Source organism: Echinicola soli (assembly GCF_006575665.1).
GTDB classification, from domain to species: domain Bacteria; phylum Bacteroidota; class Bacteroidia; order Cytophagales; family Cyclobacteriaceae; genus Echinicola; species Echinicola soli.
Map to the genome: position 1 here is coordinate 3,304,583 of NZ_CP041253.1, position 17,332 is coordinate 3,321,914.

Consider the following 17,332-nt stretch of genomic DNA (forward strand, 5'->3'; position numbering starts at 1 on the left):
CGTTTGGATAAGAGCAGACAGTGACCAAGCTGTCATGCCGACGAGTAGCCTGTCACGATTTGTCGTCTGGATAGCCTGCCCCACATCACTATCGGGGACATACGTTAACTAAACGGCATTACATGCGGGTGGAACACGGAAAAATAGATCAATTGATGAATAAAAAATACATGATCCTGGTCATAGTGGGATTACTCTCAGTCACACTGGCATGCCAAAGGAGTAAGGTGGTTTTTCAAGAGGGCAATCCCAAGGCTGAACAGTTGGACAGTCTATTCCACTATTTATATGCTGAAGGCCTGTATAATGGTGCCGTGGCGGTAGTGGATGAAGGGGAGTTGATCTTCAAGAAGGCGTATGGGCTGGCCAATTTGGAGGACAGCAGTGCTTTCGGAACCGGTACCGCCATGGAAGTGGCCTCCGTGTCCAAACAGTTTACCGCGTCCGCAATCATGCACCTTGCCCAAGAGCACAAACTATCCATAACGGATGATATCCGGGCTTACCTGCCAGCGGGGTTTCCCTATGAGGGCATTTCCATCAAGCATCTCTTGAGCCATACAGCTGGAGTGCCTGATTATACCACCTATTTCATTGATCATTGGCCCAAAAATCAGTTGGCAAACAACAAGGACATCGTTGCTTATTTCATAAAACATCAGCCTCCTGTGAAATTTGCTCCGGGAACAGACTATGATTATAGTAACACTGGCTACGTACTGCTGGCAGAAATCGTCGAAAACGCATCAGGCATGCCCTTGGATGATTACCTTGAAGAGCAGCTTTTTAAGCCTTTTGCATTTCAGAATGCTGGGTTTTACCAGCGGTCCGAAATCTATGATTTGAAAAACTACGCCCCTTCTTTCAGGTGGTCTACGGATTCTTGCCGATATATCCGGCCTGAGCATTTGCCGGGCAAAGCCTATTACTTTTTCCTTAGTGATCGATTGGGGCCAGGGAGGCTTTCAGTTAATGTAGAGGATCTTTTACGATGGGACCGGTTGCTCTATACGAATGATTTTCTTTCGCAGGGAAGTAAGGAATCCATGTTTACGCCAGTGGAATATGAAGGGGTGGACACCGATTATGGTTTTGGTTGGCATAATTATGAAGATGACAAAGTAGGAGCGGTGAGCTACCATACCGGGAGCTGGGCAGGTAATCTGAGCTATATTAAACGGTTTAGGGAGGTGAAAAGTACTATAATCCTCCTGAACAATACCAATAGCCCTTATATGAAAGAAATCAGAAACGCCGTAGATGCAATCGTCACTGCGCGTGAAATGACGCCTATTTATCCGTCATTAAAAGACCGGTTTTCCAAACTTTCCTGTCAGCAAGGATTTGAGGGAGGAAGTTGGCTCGAAGGGCTTAATTTGGATGAGTATAGCTTTACGGCGGAAGAAATAGAGGAAATTAAAGACACCATTAACCATTAACCACGCATAGCATGTTATACCGGAAAATAGGAATCTGCATATGGGCCATTCCTTTTTTGATCAGTTGTGGCCAAGGAAAAGTGGAGAAAAATGAATCGGTGGAGGTTCTCGATAACCTGCCGATCGAAAAAGCCATTTTGGAGCAGCGAGAGAGTTTTTATTATGTGGACTTTGGGCAATATCCAGAAATGGACAAAGGACTGCCCATTGGAGTTTTCGATTCGGGTACGGGAGGACTTACGGTATTGGATGCGATCGTACAGTATGATGGGCATCAGAATAATAATAAGGCCACCGGGGCTGATGGGGAGCCGGATTTTGATAAGGAAACGTTTATCTATTTGGCCGATCAGGCCAATATGCCCTATGGCAATTATTCAAGTGAGGGAAAAACCGATTTATTGGTGGAGCATATTATCAAGGACACCCAGTTTTTGCTTTCCGATAAGTACTATAAAGAGGCCAAGGCCAAAAACTATAGCCAAGACAAATCCCCGGTCAAAACCCTTGTGATCGCCTGCAATACTGCTACAGCCTATGGAAAGGAACTGATCGATCAGTTTATCGAAAAGGCGGGCATAAATGTGCATGTGATTGGTGTGATCGATGCAGGTGCCAGGGGAGTCCTGCAGGTTTTTGACCAATCAGGGAATGGATCTATTGGTGTGATGGCGACAGTGGGTACGGTAGCTTCGAAGGGCTATGAAAATACCATTGTAAGAATCAAAGAGGAGCAAGGATATACTGGGAAAATCCGTATTTACAATCAAGGTGGGCATGGTATAGCAGAAGCGGTGGATGAAGAGCCGGATTTCATTAACCGTGATGCCAGCAAGCCAAGAGATAGCTATCGGGGCCCTTCACTGGACAATCCGGAGTTTAAAATTGACAGGTCCTTACTGGATATCTATAATTTTGATTTTGACCATTCTAAGATGCTTTGTGATGCCAGAGACACGGATGATTGTACTGTGCTGCAGTTGAACGATACTGAAAACTATGTGCGATACCACCTGGTTTCTTTAATGGAAAAGATCAGAAAGGATCCAGAAGCCTTGCCACTGAAGGCCATTGTATTGGGCTGCACCCATTATCCTTACTTGACCTCAGACATCGAGATGGTTTTGGGAGAACTTTATGATTATGAAAAGAACGGGGAGTTTATCTACCGGGATTTTATGAGTGAGGATATCGCCATTATTGATCCAGCGGTAAAAGTAGCGGAGGAACTGTATGCTTATCTGCAAGAAAATGACCTTTTCAATCCTACAGGCGATATGTACAAAAGCCGGTTTTTCATCAGTGTTCCCAATACTGATAATCCTAAAGTGACCACAGACGAAAACGGTCGCTTCCCATATGAGTATAAGTATGGAAGGAGTGCCGGGGAAATCCAGGAATATGTGAAAGTGGTGCCTTTTGCCCCGTCCAACATTCCGAAGGAGACCATTGATCGGCTTTCAGGTGCGATCCCAGCGACTTTTCAGTTGATACCAGGGTTAAATTCGAAAGAGAAAGTACTGAGTCACCATGGAGAATAGGAAGGGAAGTAGACGCTGGGTCCTGCCGCTGTTTTTTTGGCTGATGGCTTCATGCAAACCAATGGTGGAGGTGGACGTGTTGATTACCGGTGGGATGGTATTTGACGGGAGCGATTCTCCGGCAGAACGCATGGAAGTGGGGATTACAGATGACCGAATCAGTTATGTTGGAGCTCCCGGGGAGCATGAAATTTCCAGTCATCAGACAATTGATATTGCAGGATTATACCTGGCACCGGGATTTATCGATCCGCATACCCATGTGGAGCGAGAGCTGTCAAATCCTGAGCAAAAAGCTAACCTACGCTATCTCAGACAGGGAGTGACTACGGTCTTTGCAGGCAATGATGGCAGTAGCTCAATGCCCATCAAGCGAAAACTGGACGAGTGGGAAAGAGATGGTATCGGTACTAATGCAGCCCTGCTCGTCGGCCATGGATCGGTAAGAAGGGTGGTCATGGGAATGGAGGCCAAAGAAGCCAACCCAAAAGAGCTTAAGGAAATGGAAGAAGTGGTCAATAAGTCCATGGAAGAGGGCGCATTTGGAATTTCTACAGGTCTTTTTTATGCTCCGGGAAGTTTTGCAAATATGGAGGAGGTAATTGCTCTGTCCAAAGTCGTGGCCAAGCATAATGGGATTTATGATACCCATATGCGAGATGAAGGATCTTACAATATCGGCCTGATGAATGCTGTCAGGGAAACCATTGACATTGGAGAAAAGTCAGGAGTAGGTGTGCACATTTCCCATATCAAATGTCTTGGTACGGATGTGTGGGATAAGAGCCATGAGGTAATCAGGCTGATAGAGAACGCAAGGCAGCAAGGCCTTCAGGTGACGGCAAACCAATATCCCTACTTGGCCTCGAGGACTTCACTAAAGGCCGCTTTGGTGCCCAGATGGGCAGAGGATGGAGGGTATGAAAAAATGGTGGAGCGGTTTGATAACCCAGCTTTGCAGGACACTTTGGTGGCTGGTATTACCGAGAATCTCCGCAAAAGGGGCGGCCCCGAATCGCTGATATTTTCCGATGCCGTGGAGGAAACCATGAATGGAAAGAGCTTAGGTGAAATGTCCAAGAAGCTGAAAATGACCTTGCCACAGGCCACTATGGAAATCCTCAGAAAAGATGGAGGCATCAAAGTGATTTCCTTTAATATGAAAGAGAGCGATTTGGAGCGATTCATGCAGCAGCCCTGGGTGATGACAGGTTCTGATGGTGGTGCGGGACACCCGAGGCAATTTGGTACCTTTTCCCGTAAAATGCACAAGTATGTGGAGGAAGATAAGGTCATCGACCTGTCCTTTATGGTCCATAGCTCCTCAGGGCTTACGGCTGAGACTTTTGGTGTGAAGGAAAGAGGATATGTAAAAGAAGGATACTTCGCTGATTTGATTGCCTTTGACCCGGAGAAGGTGAAGGATAAGGCCACATTTGAGCATCCTTACAAGGAAGCACAAGGAATGGACTTCGTTTGGGTTAATGGGGTGTTGGTGATCGATGATGGAAAATACACGGGGAAATTGGCAGGTAAGGCGTTGAGAAAGTGATAGAAGTATGAAGTACTTAGTTAAGTATCAAGGTAGGTCTTTAGTGCTAAGGGGAATTTGTAATCCCTTCTTAGCACTCGAAAGTAGCCACTATCGAGTAGGAGATCTGAAAAGTTAGGTTTTCCAAATAGGTAACTGAAATTGATTTTTGATGTGAAATAGAAAATATTTAGATTATTTTGTTGAAATATTTGTAAAATAGAACGAGTGTTGTTACCTTTACATCATAAGGAAAGGACAAAAGGTCTTTTAGATACTGTAGGGTGATGAAATTGGCAGACATGCCCCCCTGTCTCGGGGGTGGGGATCTGGGATAAAGCAAATATCGAGCTCGTGTTTTGCCTAACTGCCCCGTGGAGGTTCGAGTCCTTCTCCTACAGCAGGTTATTTTGGGTTTATTGTTAATTGACTAAAGCTATGAGATTGTTTTCATAGCTTTTTTTTTGCCACAGAGGCTCTAAGACCCAAGGCTGTTTGTTTTGGATCAAGCGGAAAAGTTGGGGGGATTAGGGTTGGTTTCGATAGCACGCAGATGATGCAGATTAATAAGATTTATGCTGATTTTTTTATACTGGAGCACGCATTACTATTGCTAAATTAAAGAGAAATATGCTTACCAAAACCACCTGGAAATCTCTCATCTTCCAGAAATATTGCTTGGTCCTCAAAATGTGCTAAAAAGGAGGCAAGCGAAAAAGTTGAGGGCATGAATCCCTTTATTTTAATAGGATTTCTTTTTTGTTTTTTTGCCACAAAGATTCTAAGACCCAAAGCTGTTTGTTTTCCATGAAATTTGGAATCCGCCTACAAAACACTTCGTGTCTTGGCGACTTCGTGGCGACATACCAAATGAATGAAAACCTTAACCTGCTCCTCAGAAATAGGGCTTGATCCTATATTTTCTCTTATATAAGGTGGAAAAGTACGAATAGTTGGCGGATATTTTTGTGGAGGAAATCAATAAATCGACTACTTTTGGCTATTGTCAATTACTGAAAATAATTATGAAGCATTACCCATTTGACCAGTGGTTCACACAGGTTCTTTTCCTTGTGGCTATTACTTTTCTTTTTTCTTGTAATTCCCAAAAAGAAGAAAAAACATCCACTAAGGAACCACCAAATGAAGAAAGTACTTATAGCAATCCACTGGAGGTCGCCTTCGGGGATCCCTATATTCTAAATGATGGCAATGGTAAATATTATATGTATGGAACAGGTGGTGGTGCTGAAGATGGTTTTGCGGCTTATTCTTCGGATGATCTGGTAGACTGGAAATTTGAAGGCCAAGTCTATCGCGGAAACACTGCTGATTCCTGGGCTTCCAAATTTTTTTGGGCACCGGAAGTTTATAAGATGGATGGAAAATACTACATGTTCTTCAGCGCCCAATGGAAAGTGAATCCCACTAATGAAGAGGAGAATTTTATGATCGGTGTGGCGGTAGCAGATAGTCCGACAGGTCCTTTTAAGGAAATGCATGACCGCCCGATCTTTGATCCTGGCTATCCTATCATAGATGCCAATGTGTATGAGGAAGATGGTAAATATTACCTTTATTATTCTAGGGCTTGTTACAAGCATCCTGTGGAAAGCGAAGTGGCCGATTGGGCGAGAGAAAAGGGCTGGTATGATGAAATAGAGGAGAGCTGGGTATATGGGGTGGAGCTGAAGCCTGATTTTTCAGGGGTAATTGGCGATCCGGTTTTATGTTTGAGGCCACCATTAAAAATGGATGATGCACAAGCTGAGTGGGAGAGTCGGTCTGTGACCAAGCATGAGATCAACCGACGGTGGACAGAAGGTTCGGTGATTTTCAAGCATGAAGACACGTATTACATCATGTATTCCAGTAATTACTATGCGGGCCAAAATTATGCAGTGGGCTATGCTACAGGTAAAAGTCCCTTGGGACCATTTACCAAGGCAAGTAATAATCCAGTGCTGGAACTCAATACCCACAAGGGGGGAGAGGTTACCGGAACTGGACATAACAACATCGTCTTTTTGGAAAATGGAGAGATGTTCTGTGTTTACCATGGACGTACCAAGGAATCCGGTCAGGATAGGGTAGTGTTCCTGGACAAGATGGAAATCAAGGAGGATGGAACCTTGGTCGTACATGGCCCCACGAACAGTCCCCAGCCAATGCCTCTTAAAAAATAGGATAAGTATTTAGACGTGAGCATTGAGATGTGAGACACTTCCTCCCCGCCGCGGCGGGGAGGTTCGGAGGGGGCTTTTGGAGCTGGGCTTAAAACTGGACAAATAGGGGAGAGCCACGACCACGACGAGCTGCTGCACCCTTTCCATTACACAATGTATCCCAAGCAGGCTTGCCTGGGATACATTGGCTCGTGCCGAAAGCGTTCTGATTGGGCAATGCCCTAGTAACCTTTTTTATCGAATTGCATAAACCGAACTGAGGTTACGAAGTCTGTTTGGCAAATTATATTGATGCCCTAGAGCGTTTCAGCGCTTTTGCTAAAATCCTTGGGCAGCTCTCCAAATTGCTTTTGGAAGCATTTGGAGAAGTATGAAGGTGAATTGAAGCCCACTTTTTCACTGATCTCTGTCACGGTATATTGTCCATTCTGGAGCATTTCGGCGGCTTTTTTCAGTCTTACCAGTCGGATGTAGCCGTTTGGGGTCATTTTCGAAACCCCTTTGATTTTGCGTAGTAGGCTGGATTGGCTCATGCAGAGGATGTCGGCCAGTTCATTGACACCAAAACGTTCATTGCTAAGGTTTTTGAGTATGGCTTCGTTGGCTTGGGACAGGAATTCTTCATCTGCACGGGTATGGGCGATGGTCTCCACATTGACCATGGGTTGGTTGGCAAAGGCTTGTCGTACCTGGTCCCGATAATGGAGGAGGTTTTTGATCTGTAAATTCAAATGATCAATGCTGAAGGGCTTTTCGAGGTACACATCTGCACCCATTTCCATGCCTTCGATTTTTGATTGTAAAGTGTTTTTTGCCGTCAGCATGATGACGGGGATGTGGCTGTAGTTGATATCGGACTTGACGGTGTCACAGAAGGTAAATCCATCCATGACGGGCATCATCACATCGGTAATGACCAGGTCGATCGGTTTTTCTTTTAACTGCTGGATACCTTCTTGTCCGTTTTCTGCGCGGTAAATATGGTATTCCTCTTTCAACTGGTCATAGATGAACTTCTGCAACTCCTTATTGTCTTCCACGATAAGAATAGCTCCTTTTGATGAGGAGGATTTGGGTTGTTTTTGTGCTTTTTTCTCTTCGTACAGATCATGGTCTCCAGTAGGAGTTTCTGTTATTTTTATGGTGTTTTTTTGTTTTACTGGCAGTTCCAGTACAAAGTTATTTCTGTTTTTTGGGTTGCCAGGGTCTACCAGAAGAGTGCCATCATGCATCTCGGCTAGGGACCTTGCAAGGGGAAGCCCAAGACCAGTGCCGGAGGAGTTGTGTTTATGGGGCTCACCATCAACCTGGAAAAACGGCTCAAAGATTTTTTCTCGGTTCTCCGGACTTATGAGGTTTCCATCATTGCTTACAATCACTTTGAAATGGGCATCAACAGGAGAAATGACCGTTTCCAGTTGTGCCGTGCTTTCCGCATTTTTGATGGCATTGGAGAGGAGGTTACTGATTATTTTGGTGAAAGCTTCCCGGTCAATGTCCGCAAAGAAAGGTTCTTCTCTCTTTATAAAGTGGAAGTTGATGTACTGCTGCTCTGCGCTGCCTTTAAAGCGTATATAAATATCTTCCAACAATTTCCCTATTTCACTTCTGGTGAAATTCAGGGTAAACCCTTTTTTCTCCGTTTTCCTGAAATCCAATAGTTCATTGCTCAGTTCGATCAGCCTGTTGGTGTTTTTGTTCATGATCCAAAGGCTTTCTTTGACAGCGGGGCTGATAGAGTTTTCCTTTTTGAGAATACTTTCCAAAGGGCCTTTGATCAGGGTCAGCGGAGTTCTGATTTCATGAGTGATATTGGTAAAGAATTCAATTTTGGATTGATAGACCTCTCGTTGTTTTTCATCTTCCAGGCGCTTGAATGCGGCGGCTTGTCGACGATGGATACGATCTTTGTAGAATTTTAGAATAAGGTATAACATTATACCAATGAGTACCACGTACAGCATATATGCCCAGTTGGTTTTCCAGAAAGGTGGAAGTATGGTGATCTGAAGTGTAGCTTCGCGATTGCTCCATTCCCCAAAAATATCAGCTGTTTTGACTTTAAGGGTATAGTCACCAGGTGGCAAATAGGAATAGTTGATGCGTTGGTTTTGGGGTAGGTATGTCCAGTTTTTGTCGAAGCCCTCCATTTTATAGGCATAGGGTAGCGCGTCCGATGCCGTATAGCTTAGCGCTGCAAAATCGAAGCTCAAAGAAGACTGGTTATGCTGAAGTGTGATTGCTGAAGTTTTGGTGATAGAGGAATTAAGAATAGGGTCTTCCCCCCCGATGGGCACAGGGGTATTGAAGATTTGAATACCAGTAATGACTACTGGTGGATCGTATTCATACGGTTCGAATTCCCTTGGGTCAAAGGAAATAAAGCCATTGAGACATCCAAAATATAAAGTGCCATCCTTTGCCTGATAACCACTTTTATAGTTGAATGGGTATGGCATCAGACCGTTATCCTTGGTAAATAAACGATATTCGGTGGTTTGGGGGTTAAATTCCAACAGCCCACGGCTACAAGTGATCCATAGATGACCCGAGATATCTTCCAATATTTTGTATATACTGTTGGAAGGAAAGCCATTATCGGTGTTAAAGACAGTAAAGTCGTCACTTTTTTCATTGTAAATACAAAATCCGCCTCCTTCCGTAGCGATCCATATCCTGTTTTGGCTATCCTCAAAAATATTGATTACAGAATAATGGGGCAAGGAATTGGGATTATTGGGATCCGGTCGGAATGTCTTTATATTTCCAGTCCCGGGGTTATAGCGGATCAGCCCATTGGAATAGGTGCCTATCCATAAATTACCTTCATGATCTTCGATCATGTCATAAATAAAGCGGTTCCCGATTTCATCGACGAAATTCACGGTATGGTCTTTTTCATTGAGCTTTAAAAGTCCCACGACGGTTCCTAACCATACTTGTTTGTTGCTGTCCACAAGAAGGCTGTGTATTTCATTATCATCAGGTGTATTCAGGTCACTTTTGATCCTGAAGTTCTCTACCTTGTTGGTATTGAGGTCTATGCGGTTTAGGCCGACAGCAAACGTTACAGTACCCACCCAAAGCTCATCAGCTTTTCTCGCCAGTCCATGGACGTTATGGTAAGAAAGACTATTGGTTGTATTGTCAGGGAGATAGTGGGTATAGGTATCTGTTTTGGGATTGTAGTGGTTCAGCCCCGCATCTTCTGTGCCTATCCAAATAGCACCGTTTTCATCTTCTTCAAATTCCCTGACACGTTGTCCGCTGATGGTGTTGGAGTTGGGGATGGGATAGTGCTTTTTAAACTTGGTGGGATGATTGGGAAGGAAATTCACTCCTCCAAAATAAGTACCTATCCACATTCCTCCTTCAATATCCCGATCGATACAGTACACGGCATTGTCCGAAATGGAATAGGGGTCGTTTAGGTTTTCCTTAAAATGTTTGAATTTATTTTTTTCGAGGTCATAGATGAAAAGCCCTGATTCAGTGGCGATCCACAGTTCATTATTGGAAATTTTACAGAGATCCCTTATGAAAAGGTTCTTTCCATTCGGAGCTTTGGTAAGAAGAGGAGTGACTTTGCCACTGTTTTTTTCCATGACCCAAATTCCAAGATCCTTGGTGCCCAGTAGTATATTGCTGCCGTGATCTTCCATTTGTAGCACAGCGGCTTTTATCACTTCAGGATGGCTTAGGTATTGCTGGAATTTACCCGATTCAGGAAGAAATTTGTGGACACCAAACCTTGAATTGGCTACCCACACGTCACCTTTTTCATCCACCAAAACATTGGTAGTGTTATTGTCGTGAAGGCTAATATTGGTTTTGCTGATTTCTTGGTACTGGTACAGAGAATCCCTTTCCAGATTATATCGAAAAAGTCCTCTGCTGTTGACGGCAAAATAGATATTGCCGTCAAGGTCTTCGGTTATTTCACCCACTGTCCCGTCAATCTGGTTGCCCTGATTGGAAATTTTGTCAAAATGCTGAAATCGCTCAGTAGATGAATCATAGGTGTACATTCCGTGAGCAGTCCCCACCCAAATGTTCCCCTGGCTGTCTTCAAACAGCCCATAAATGAAATTATCACCTAGCCCTGATCCACTACTTGCTTCAGCGCTAAATACCTTAAAATTATGTCCGTCGTAACGATTGAGCCCATTTTTGGTGCCAAACCACATAAATCCCTGTTGGTCTTGAAGGATGGAAAATACCGTACTTCCCGATAGGCCATCCTCCATGGTGATATGCTCAAAATAATAATCTTGGTTTTGGGCATAGCCTTGCAGGATGAGTCCTGCACAGAATACTAGAAATAGTGGAGTGATTTTGATAAATGATCGCATGATTGACCTTTCTGGGTTTATTCGGTGGATAAATGTACTAAAAAGCCATTGACCAGAAGTTAAGCGTATTGAAAAATTACATTTTGGAAACATAATTTGACGGAATTTTTCTGGTTGTTGACTGATTTTTTTCATTAATGGCCTTTGTCCTGCTTTAGAAAACTGAGGTTTGTAGAATCACGAATCCAGTATAACCATCATACCGATCTACCAAAGCCGACAGGCGAAGGAGGGATTTCTTTTACAGAGGCCTTAACGAATGAGCCCTTTCCGCGGCGAGATGACAAAGCTATTGCCGGAATACTGTTACCAGTGGAATATGCAGTATCTTGACCTCAGTTCGATTTATTCAATCCAATAAAAAATGGTTATGACGCCAAGGTGAAGAGGCACCACGAGGCGATCTTGTTTCTATAATATGAGATTGCTTCCTCCCTTTGGTCGTCGCGTATGACGTTTATTAAAGGTTCGTTGCCCCATAGGGATGCGTTTGGTTTTTTTAATCGAGTTCAGGTTCTTAACTAAAATCGATTTTTCCGGTAGTGGCAATATTTTTTGTGACCTGGGCATTTGCCAAAAGGCGCAGCGGGTTAACCTCATGCTAAAGCGATTTTTCAAGCGCTAAAAGCACTTTAAACCATCAAAAAAGCTAAAAGCAGGAAATGTTGTATTTAATGAAGGATTTGTGATAAGGCCTTGGCCATTGCTTCTGTAGATTAGCATAGTGATAAGAATTGCTAAAACCATTAAGTACATGGTTTTTGTTGAAACAGTCAATAACAGTGCTAAAGGTATTGACGATTTGTAACCTTTAAGACCCCAAAATAATGAAACATTCATCCTCCCAACGTGTCATGTCAATTGTAAAGCAGGGGACATTCAGAAAAGTGTCTCGGCTACTACCTATGCTCAAAAGGGTTGGTATTGGTAAATATAACCAGTGGCTTGTAGACCCTACGGTTTACCAACCTCCGCAGCTACTTTATGTATTGAGCCATTGAAAAGACACCAGAGAGCCGCTTATTCTATCCTGGGCAATGCGCCTAAAGAAGCTCCTCTGATTATTCATAATAGAATTTAATGCTGAGATGTTGCTTTCACCAAGACTAGTGGACGTAACTCATAAATGTGTGCTGGTGTGCAGCAGCGTGTGGAAAATCGTGCTGCATTACTATGGTAACAGGCAAGATATTCTTGTCTGTTTAGAAAATGGAGTATTAACCTTAACCCAAAATCTATTAATTACATGAGAGAAAAATTACTAAGAAATGGCAGTTTGATTGTTATCCTGCTATGCGGTTTGGTGTTTTCTGCAGCTGCGCAATCGCGGCAGGTAGTGGAAGGCACTGTAAAAGAAAAGGATTCCGGGCAGCCCATACCCGGTGTGAGTATTCTGGAAAAGGGCACGACCAACGGTACCGTCACGGGTATGGACGGAGAGTTTAGACTGGAAGTGACCGGAGACAATCCGGTGTTGCGTGTTAGCTTTATTGGTTATAAGACACTGGAAACAGAAGTGGGAAACAAGAGTGACTTTGACCTTCATCTAGAAAGCGAACTTGGCGACCTGGAAGAAGTCGTGGTGGTAGGTTATGGCCAGCAGAAGAAGGAATCGATTACCGGTTCGGTGGCCAATATTACCAGTCGCGATATTGAGCAAGTGCCTACCGCGACGGTAGGTGGTGCATTGGCAGGAAAGCTGCCGGGCCTTTCTTTTCGTCAGCCTGATGGACGTCCGGGAGCAGGAGCCCAGTTGCGTATTCGTAATTTGGGATCGCCCCTTTACGTAATTGATGGAATTCAGAAAGACGAAGGGCAGTTTAACAACTTGGCACCCGGCGATATCGAGAGTATTTCGATCCTAAAAGATGCATCTGCGGCAGTTTACGGTTCTCGGGCCGCTAATGGCGTGGTGGTCGTGACCACCAAAAGAGGTAGCCGTGGAGAAGAACCCCAGATCAGCATCAATGGCTATTACGGTATCCAAAACTGGTCCAGGTTCCCTGAGGGCGTTAATGCCTATGAATGGATGCTCGGCCGTGCTGATGCAGACATGAACCAGTTCGGGAGTACCAATATCACCCGCGATGAGCTGGACAAATGGCAAGCTGGAACAGAGTACGGCTATCGTTCCTTTGATTGGAGGGATTTTATCATCAAAGGAAATGCACCGCAAAGCAACATCAGTGCGAGTGTTTCCGGAGGATCAGAAAAGACCAATTATTACTTGGCAATTACACGATTTGATCAGAAGTCGGTGTTCAGTGATGAGTTTGAATTCAACAGGACCAACCTTCAGTCCAATATCACTACAGATGTGACCGATCGGATTACGGTAGGGCTTCAGTTGAATGGTCGTCTGGAAAACAGGGAAAACCCTGGCGTACCGGGTGGCGATGATTACTGGCAGCCACGTTTTGCGCTTTTTAGAAACCGTCCCACTGAACGGCCATATGCCAATGATAATCCAAATTACCCAGCCAATATCAACAATATTGAGACCAACTGGGCATTGCTCAATTATGATCGTACAGGGTTTTACACAAACTACTGGAAAAATCTCCAGACCAACTTCACGGCAGAATATGACATTCCGGTAGAAGGACTGAAAGCAAAGGGATTGTATTCTTATTATTATGCTGATAACTATGTGAATACCTTCGAATATACCTATGATGTATTTGATTATATCCCAGAGGACGATGAATATATCAGAACGGGCGGAAACGATAACCCCTACAGGGACAGGAATCAGCGTAAAATTGAAGAAACGGTAACGCAACTTCAATTAAATTATGATCGGGTATTTGCAGAAGATCATAAGTTGGCCATTCTGGCACTGTACGAGCGTATTCAGCGTAGGGATTATAGTAACTTCCTTCACTCTGTACCGACAAACAATTACCTCTCTTTGGTACAGTTTGCAGATATGGACACTTATAATGATAATGATTATGAGGAAGCCAGGATCGGCTATGTAGGTCGTATCAATTATGAATATAAAGGTAAATACCTTTTGGAAGTTTCCGGAAGATATGATGCGTCATGGAAATTTGCTCCAAATAAACGCTGGGGATTCTTCCCGTCGGTTTCTGCCGGGTGGAGATTGAGCGATGAGGCTTTTATGGATAATATATCGGCCAAGACCAATTTGGACGAATTGAAGTTAAGGGTTTCCTATGGCGAGCTAGGTGATGATAATATCAATGCTGGTATTGATCCAAATGATCCACGTTTTATTGGTCCTTTTGATTATATGACAGGATATAATTACGGTGTATCTACTGTGATCCTGGATGGTGAGAATGTACAAGGCTCAAGAAATACCGGTCAGCCGATCGATAACCTTTCCTGGTACACCAGTAAGATGTTTGATGTGGGCTTGGATTTCTCTTTCGGTTCCGGAAAAATCACCGGTACAGTTGACTATTTCCATAGGAAAAGAGAAGGTTTGAGGGACATCAAAGATGATGTATTCTTACCACTTGAATTAGGTTATGGATTGACGGATGAAAACCTCAGCAGCGACGCTACCCTTGGTGGTGACATTGGCATCAACTATAACGGAAAGGTGCAGGATTTGACCTTTAGGATCGGCGGTACCTTTGGCTACGCTCGTGGCAAATTCCTGAATTCTTATAACCCTGCATTCAGCAGTAGCTGGAATCATTACCGAAACTCGGGAGAGAACAGATGGTATGGTGTTTTCTGGGGGTATGAGACCGTTGGTCAGTTCCAGTCCCAAGAAGAGATCGACAATTATCCCGTAAACATTGATGGCCAAGGAAACGGTACCCTGTTGCCGGGTGACCTGATCTATAAGGATGTCAATGAAGATGGTAAAATCGATGGCTTTGATGAAAGGCCAATTGGCTACAGCCTGGACGGAACTCCTAGCATCAGCTATGGTCTGAACATGTACTTCAATTATAAAAACTTTGATTTGACGGTGGACTTCTCAGGAGGTTCCTTGGCATCTTATAACCAAAACTGGGAAATGAGATGGCCTTACCAAAACGGAGGTAACCTATTGGCCTATATGTATGATGACAGATGGCATCGTGAAGACCCATACAACCTTGACAGTGAATGGATCCCAGGTGACAACCCTCCATTACGCTATAATGCAGGTGGCCACAGTAACTATAACAGGAATTCTACTTGGTGGTTGACCAATGTGAAGTACCTCAGGATGAGAACGGCTTCCATTGGGTATACACTTCCTCCAAAGGTATTGAGCAAATTGAAAATTGAGCGCGCCAGGGTTTATTTCACGACCTATAATCTGTTCTCTATCGACAATGTCCACCAGTTTGGAATCGATCCGGAAGTAAGGGATGAAAACGGTTTGCAGTATCCGCAAAACGTGAACATGAACCTAGGGTTTAATTTGACCTTCTAAAATGAGACTGACCATGAAAAAAATCATATTAAGTATATGCGCATGCGTAGCCTTGTTTACTGCATGTAACGATGAAGAATTCCTGACCCGAGAGCCACAGGATATCCTGTTGGATGACCAGGTGTGGGAAAGTGAGGATTTGGTATTGTCTGTTTTGGCAGACCTTTATAATAGAATTCCAGACTATCAGCAGCTGGACAGCTGGTGGAACTTTACCAGTTTTGATGAGGCGTTTGCGTCCAATGCGGGTGACTACTGGAGGCATCAAAACCAGGATTACGGCTACGGTGACTGGGGGATGTGGGATTACGGTTTTATCCGTGACCTTAACCTCTTCATTGAGAGTGCAGAGGCGGCGGATCAGCTTGATCCGGACGTAAAGGCCAGGTTTATCGCAGAAGCTAAGTTCATTCGCGCCATGTCCTATTTTGAGCATGTAAAGAGAATGGGCGGTGTACCGCTTATATTGGAGTCATTGGAGTATGATTACAGTGGTGATCCTACTTATCTTCAATACCCCAGGGCCAAGGAGCATGAGATCTATGATTTTGTGATCGAAGAAATGGAAGCCATCAAAGGCGACCTGCCGAATGGAGGCACTAAGTCCAGAGCGACTATTGGAGCAGCGTTGGCATTGGAAACCAGAGCAGCCTTATATGCAGCATCCATTGCCAATTATGGGCAGATGACTCCTAACGTATCCCTTCCTGGTGAAGAGGTGGGCATTCCTGCCAGCATGGCGGATGGTTACTATACCACTGCTTTGAACGCAGCAGAAGAGCTGATGGGATTGGGAACATATGAACTGTACAATAATGACCCGGATCCTTCGGAGAATTTTACCAATGTTTTCTTGAACAAGACCGCTAATAATGAGGTGATTTTTGCCAAGGACTATTTGGTGCAGGCCAGGACACATGGCTTTACTATTGAGACTATCCCGAGATCACTAAGGGAAGAAAATACATTAGGTGGAAAGCTGAACCCTTCTTTAAATTTGGTACAGTCTTATGAGCTTTTGGACAATACTTTCGCGCCATTACCTACTACTGATGAAAACGGCGATCCGATCTACTACGATAATCCCGAGGACATATTTGCGGGCAGGGATCCTCGATTGGCCGGTACGGTTATCCTACCAGGTACCACCTTCCGAGGAAGTGAAGTGGATATCTGGGCTGGATGGAAAACTGCTGATGGAGGTCTGATCACTTCTGACCAGCTAGGTGGAAGGGGCGAACTGCCAAATGGTGAAAATGCACAGCTAGTAGGCTTTGATGGACCGATCCCTAACTTGGAATGGTCTGCCCAAAATGGTTTTTACATTCGTAAGTATGTAGACACTCAAGTGGGCTCCGGCCAGCGTGGTACCGGAAGTGGTGTATGGTGGATTCGTTTTCGTTATGCAGAAGTGTTGCTGAATGCGGCGGAAGCTGCATTTGAGCTTGGTGATAATGCCAAAGCTGCCGAATATATGAACCAAGTAAGAAGAAGGGCCGGAATGCCTATCGATCTTGCGCCTTCCGAAATCACCTTTGACCGGATTATTCATGAACGTAAAGTGGAGCTTTGTTTTGAAAACCACATTCTTTGGGACTACAAGCGATGGAGACTAGCGCACCGCGTTTGGAACGGTGAAGCGGTACCGCTTACCAATGACCCCGGGGATGCAGAAGCCATCAGTACCCGTGTATTTGGCCTGAATCCTTATAAAATTTATGCACCGGGGACCCCTAATCACGAAAAGTGGGTGTTTGAGGAGTTTTTACCGACACCGGTATTTAATCCGCACAGGTTCCGACTAGGAAATTATTATTCCCAAATCGGTGACAATGTACTGAACGGCAATCCAAAAATTGTCCGAAACCCTAACCATTAAGG

The 17,332-nt window shown here is 44.3% G+C and carries 7 protein-coding genes; 6 read left to right on the forward strand and 1 reads right to left on the reverse strand.

All coding sequences use genetic code 11. The features are described 5' to 3' along the window. Positions 1 to 155: 155 nt before the first annotated feature. From FKX85_RS13085 to FKX85_RS13100, 4 genes are all read left to right on the forward strand, one after another. A complete protein-coding gene (locus FKX85_RS13085) occupies positions 156 to 1,439 on the forward strand; it encodes a serine hydrolase domain-containing protein (protein WP_141615151.1) in 1,284 nt (427 codons plus the stop codon). A gap of 11 nt (positions 1,440 to 1,450) precedes the next feature. Then, positions 1,451 to 2,980, forward strand: a complete 1,530-nt coding sequence (locus tag FKX85_RS13090; protein ID WP_141615152.1) for a glutamate racemase — start codon at positions 1,451 to 1,453, stop codon at positions 2,978 to 2,980. Next, positions 2,970 to 4,532 (forward strand): N-acyl-D-amino-acid deacylase family protein, encoded by a 1,563-nt coding sequence (locus FKX85_RS13095; RefSeq protein ID WP_141615153.1) that lies wholly within the window; start codon positions 2,970 to 2,972, stop codon positions 4,530 to 4,532. The genes FKX85_RS13090 and FKX85_RS13095 overlap by 11 nt, the downstream gene beginning before the upstream one ends. Positions 4,533 to 5,536: 1,004 nt before the next feature. After that, positions 5,537 to 6,697 (forward strand): glycoside hydrolase family 43 protein, encoded by a 1,161-nt coding sequence (locus tag FKX85_RS13100; RefSeq protein WP_141615154.1) that lies wholly within the window; start codon positions 5,537 to 5,539, stop codon positions 6,695 to 6,697. A 296-nt stretch (positions 6,698 to 6,993) separates the two neighbouring features. Here FKX85_RS13100 and FKX85_RS13105 read toward each other — a convergent pair whose 3' ends face one another. Further along, positions 6,994 to 11,049 (reverse strand): two-component regulator propeller domain-containing protein, encoded by a 4,056-nt coding sequence (locus FKX85_RS13105; protein ID WP_141615155.1) that lies wholly within the window; start codon positions 11,047 to 11,049, stop codon positions 6,994 to 6,996. 1,246 nt (positions 11,050 to 12,295) lie between these two features. Between FKX85_RS13105 and FKX85_RS13110 the strand changes: the two genes are divergently transcribed. Both FKX85_RS13110 and FKX85_RS13115 read left to right on the forward strand, forming a co-directional pair. Further along, positions 12,296 to 15,451: a SusC/RagA family TonB-linked outer membrane protein gene (locus FKX85_RS13110; protein WP_141615156.1), complete on the forward strand. Its 3,156-nt coding sequence runs from the start codon at positions 12,296 to 12,298 to the stop codon at positions 15,449 to 15,451. A 13-nt stretch (positions 15,452 to 15,464) separates the two neighbouring features. After that, positions 15,465 to 17,330 (forward strand): RagB/SusD family nutrient uptake outer membrane protein, encoded by a 1,866-nt coding sequence (locus tag FKX85_RS13115; RefSeq protein WP_141615157.1) that lies wholly within the window; start codon positions 15,465 to 15,467, stop codon positions 17,328 to 17,330. Positions 17,331 to 17,332: the final 2 nt, after the last annotated feature.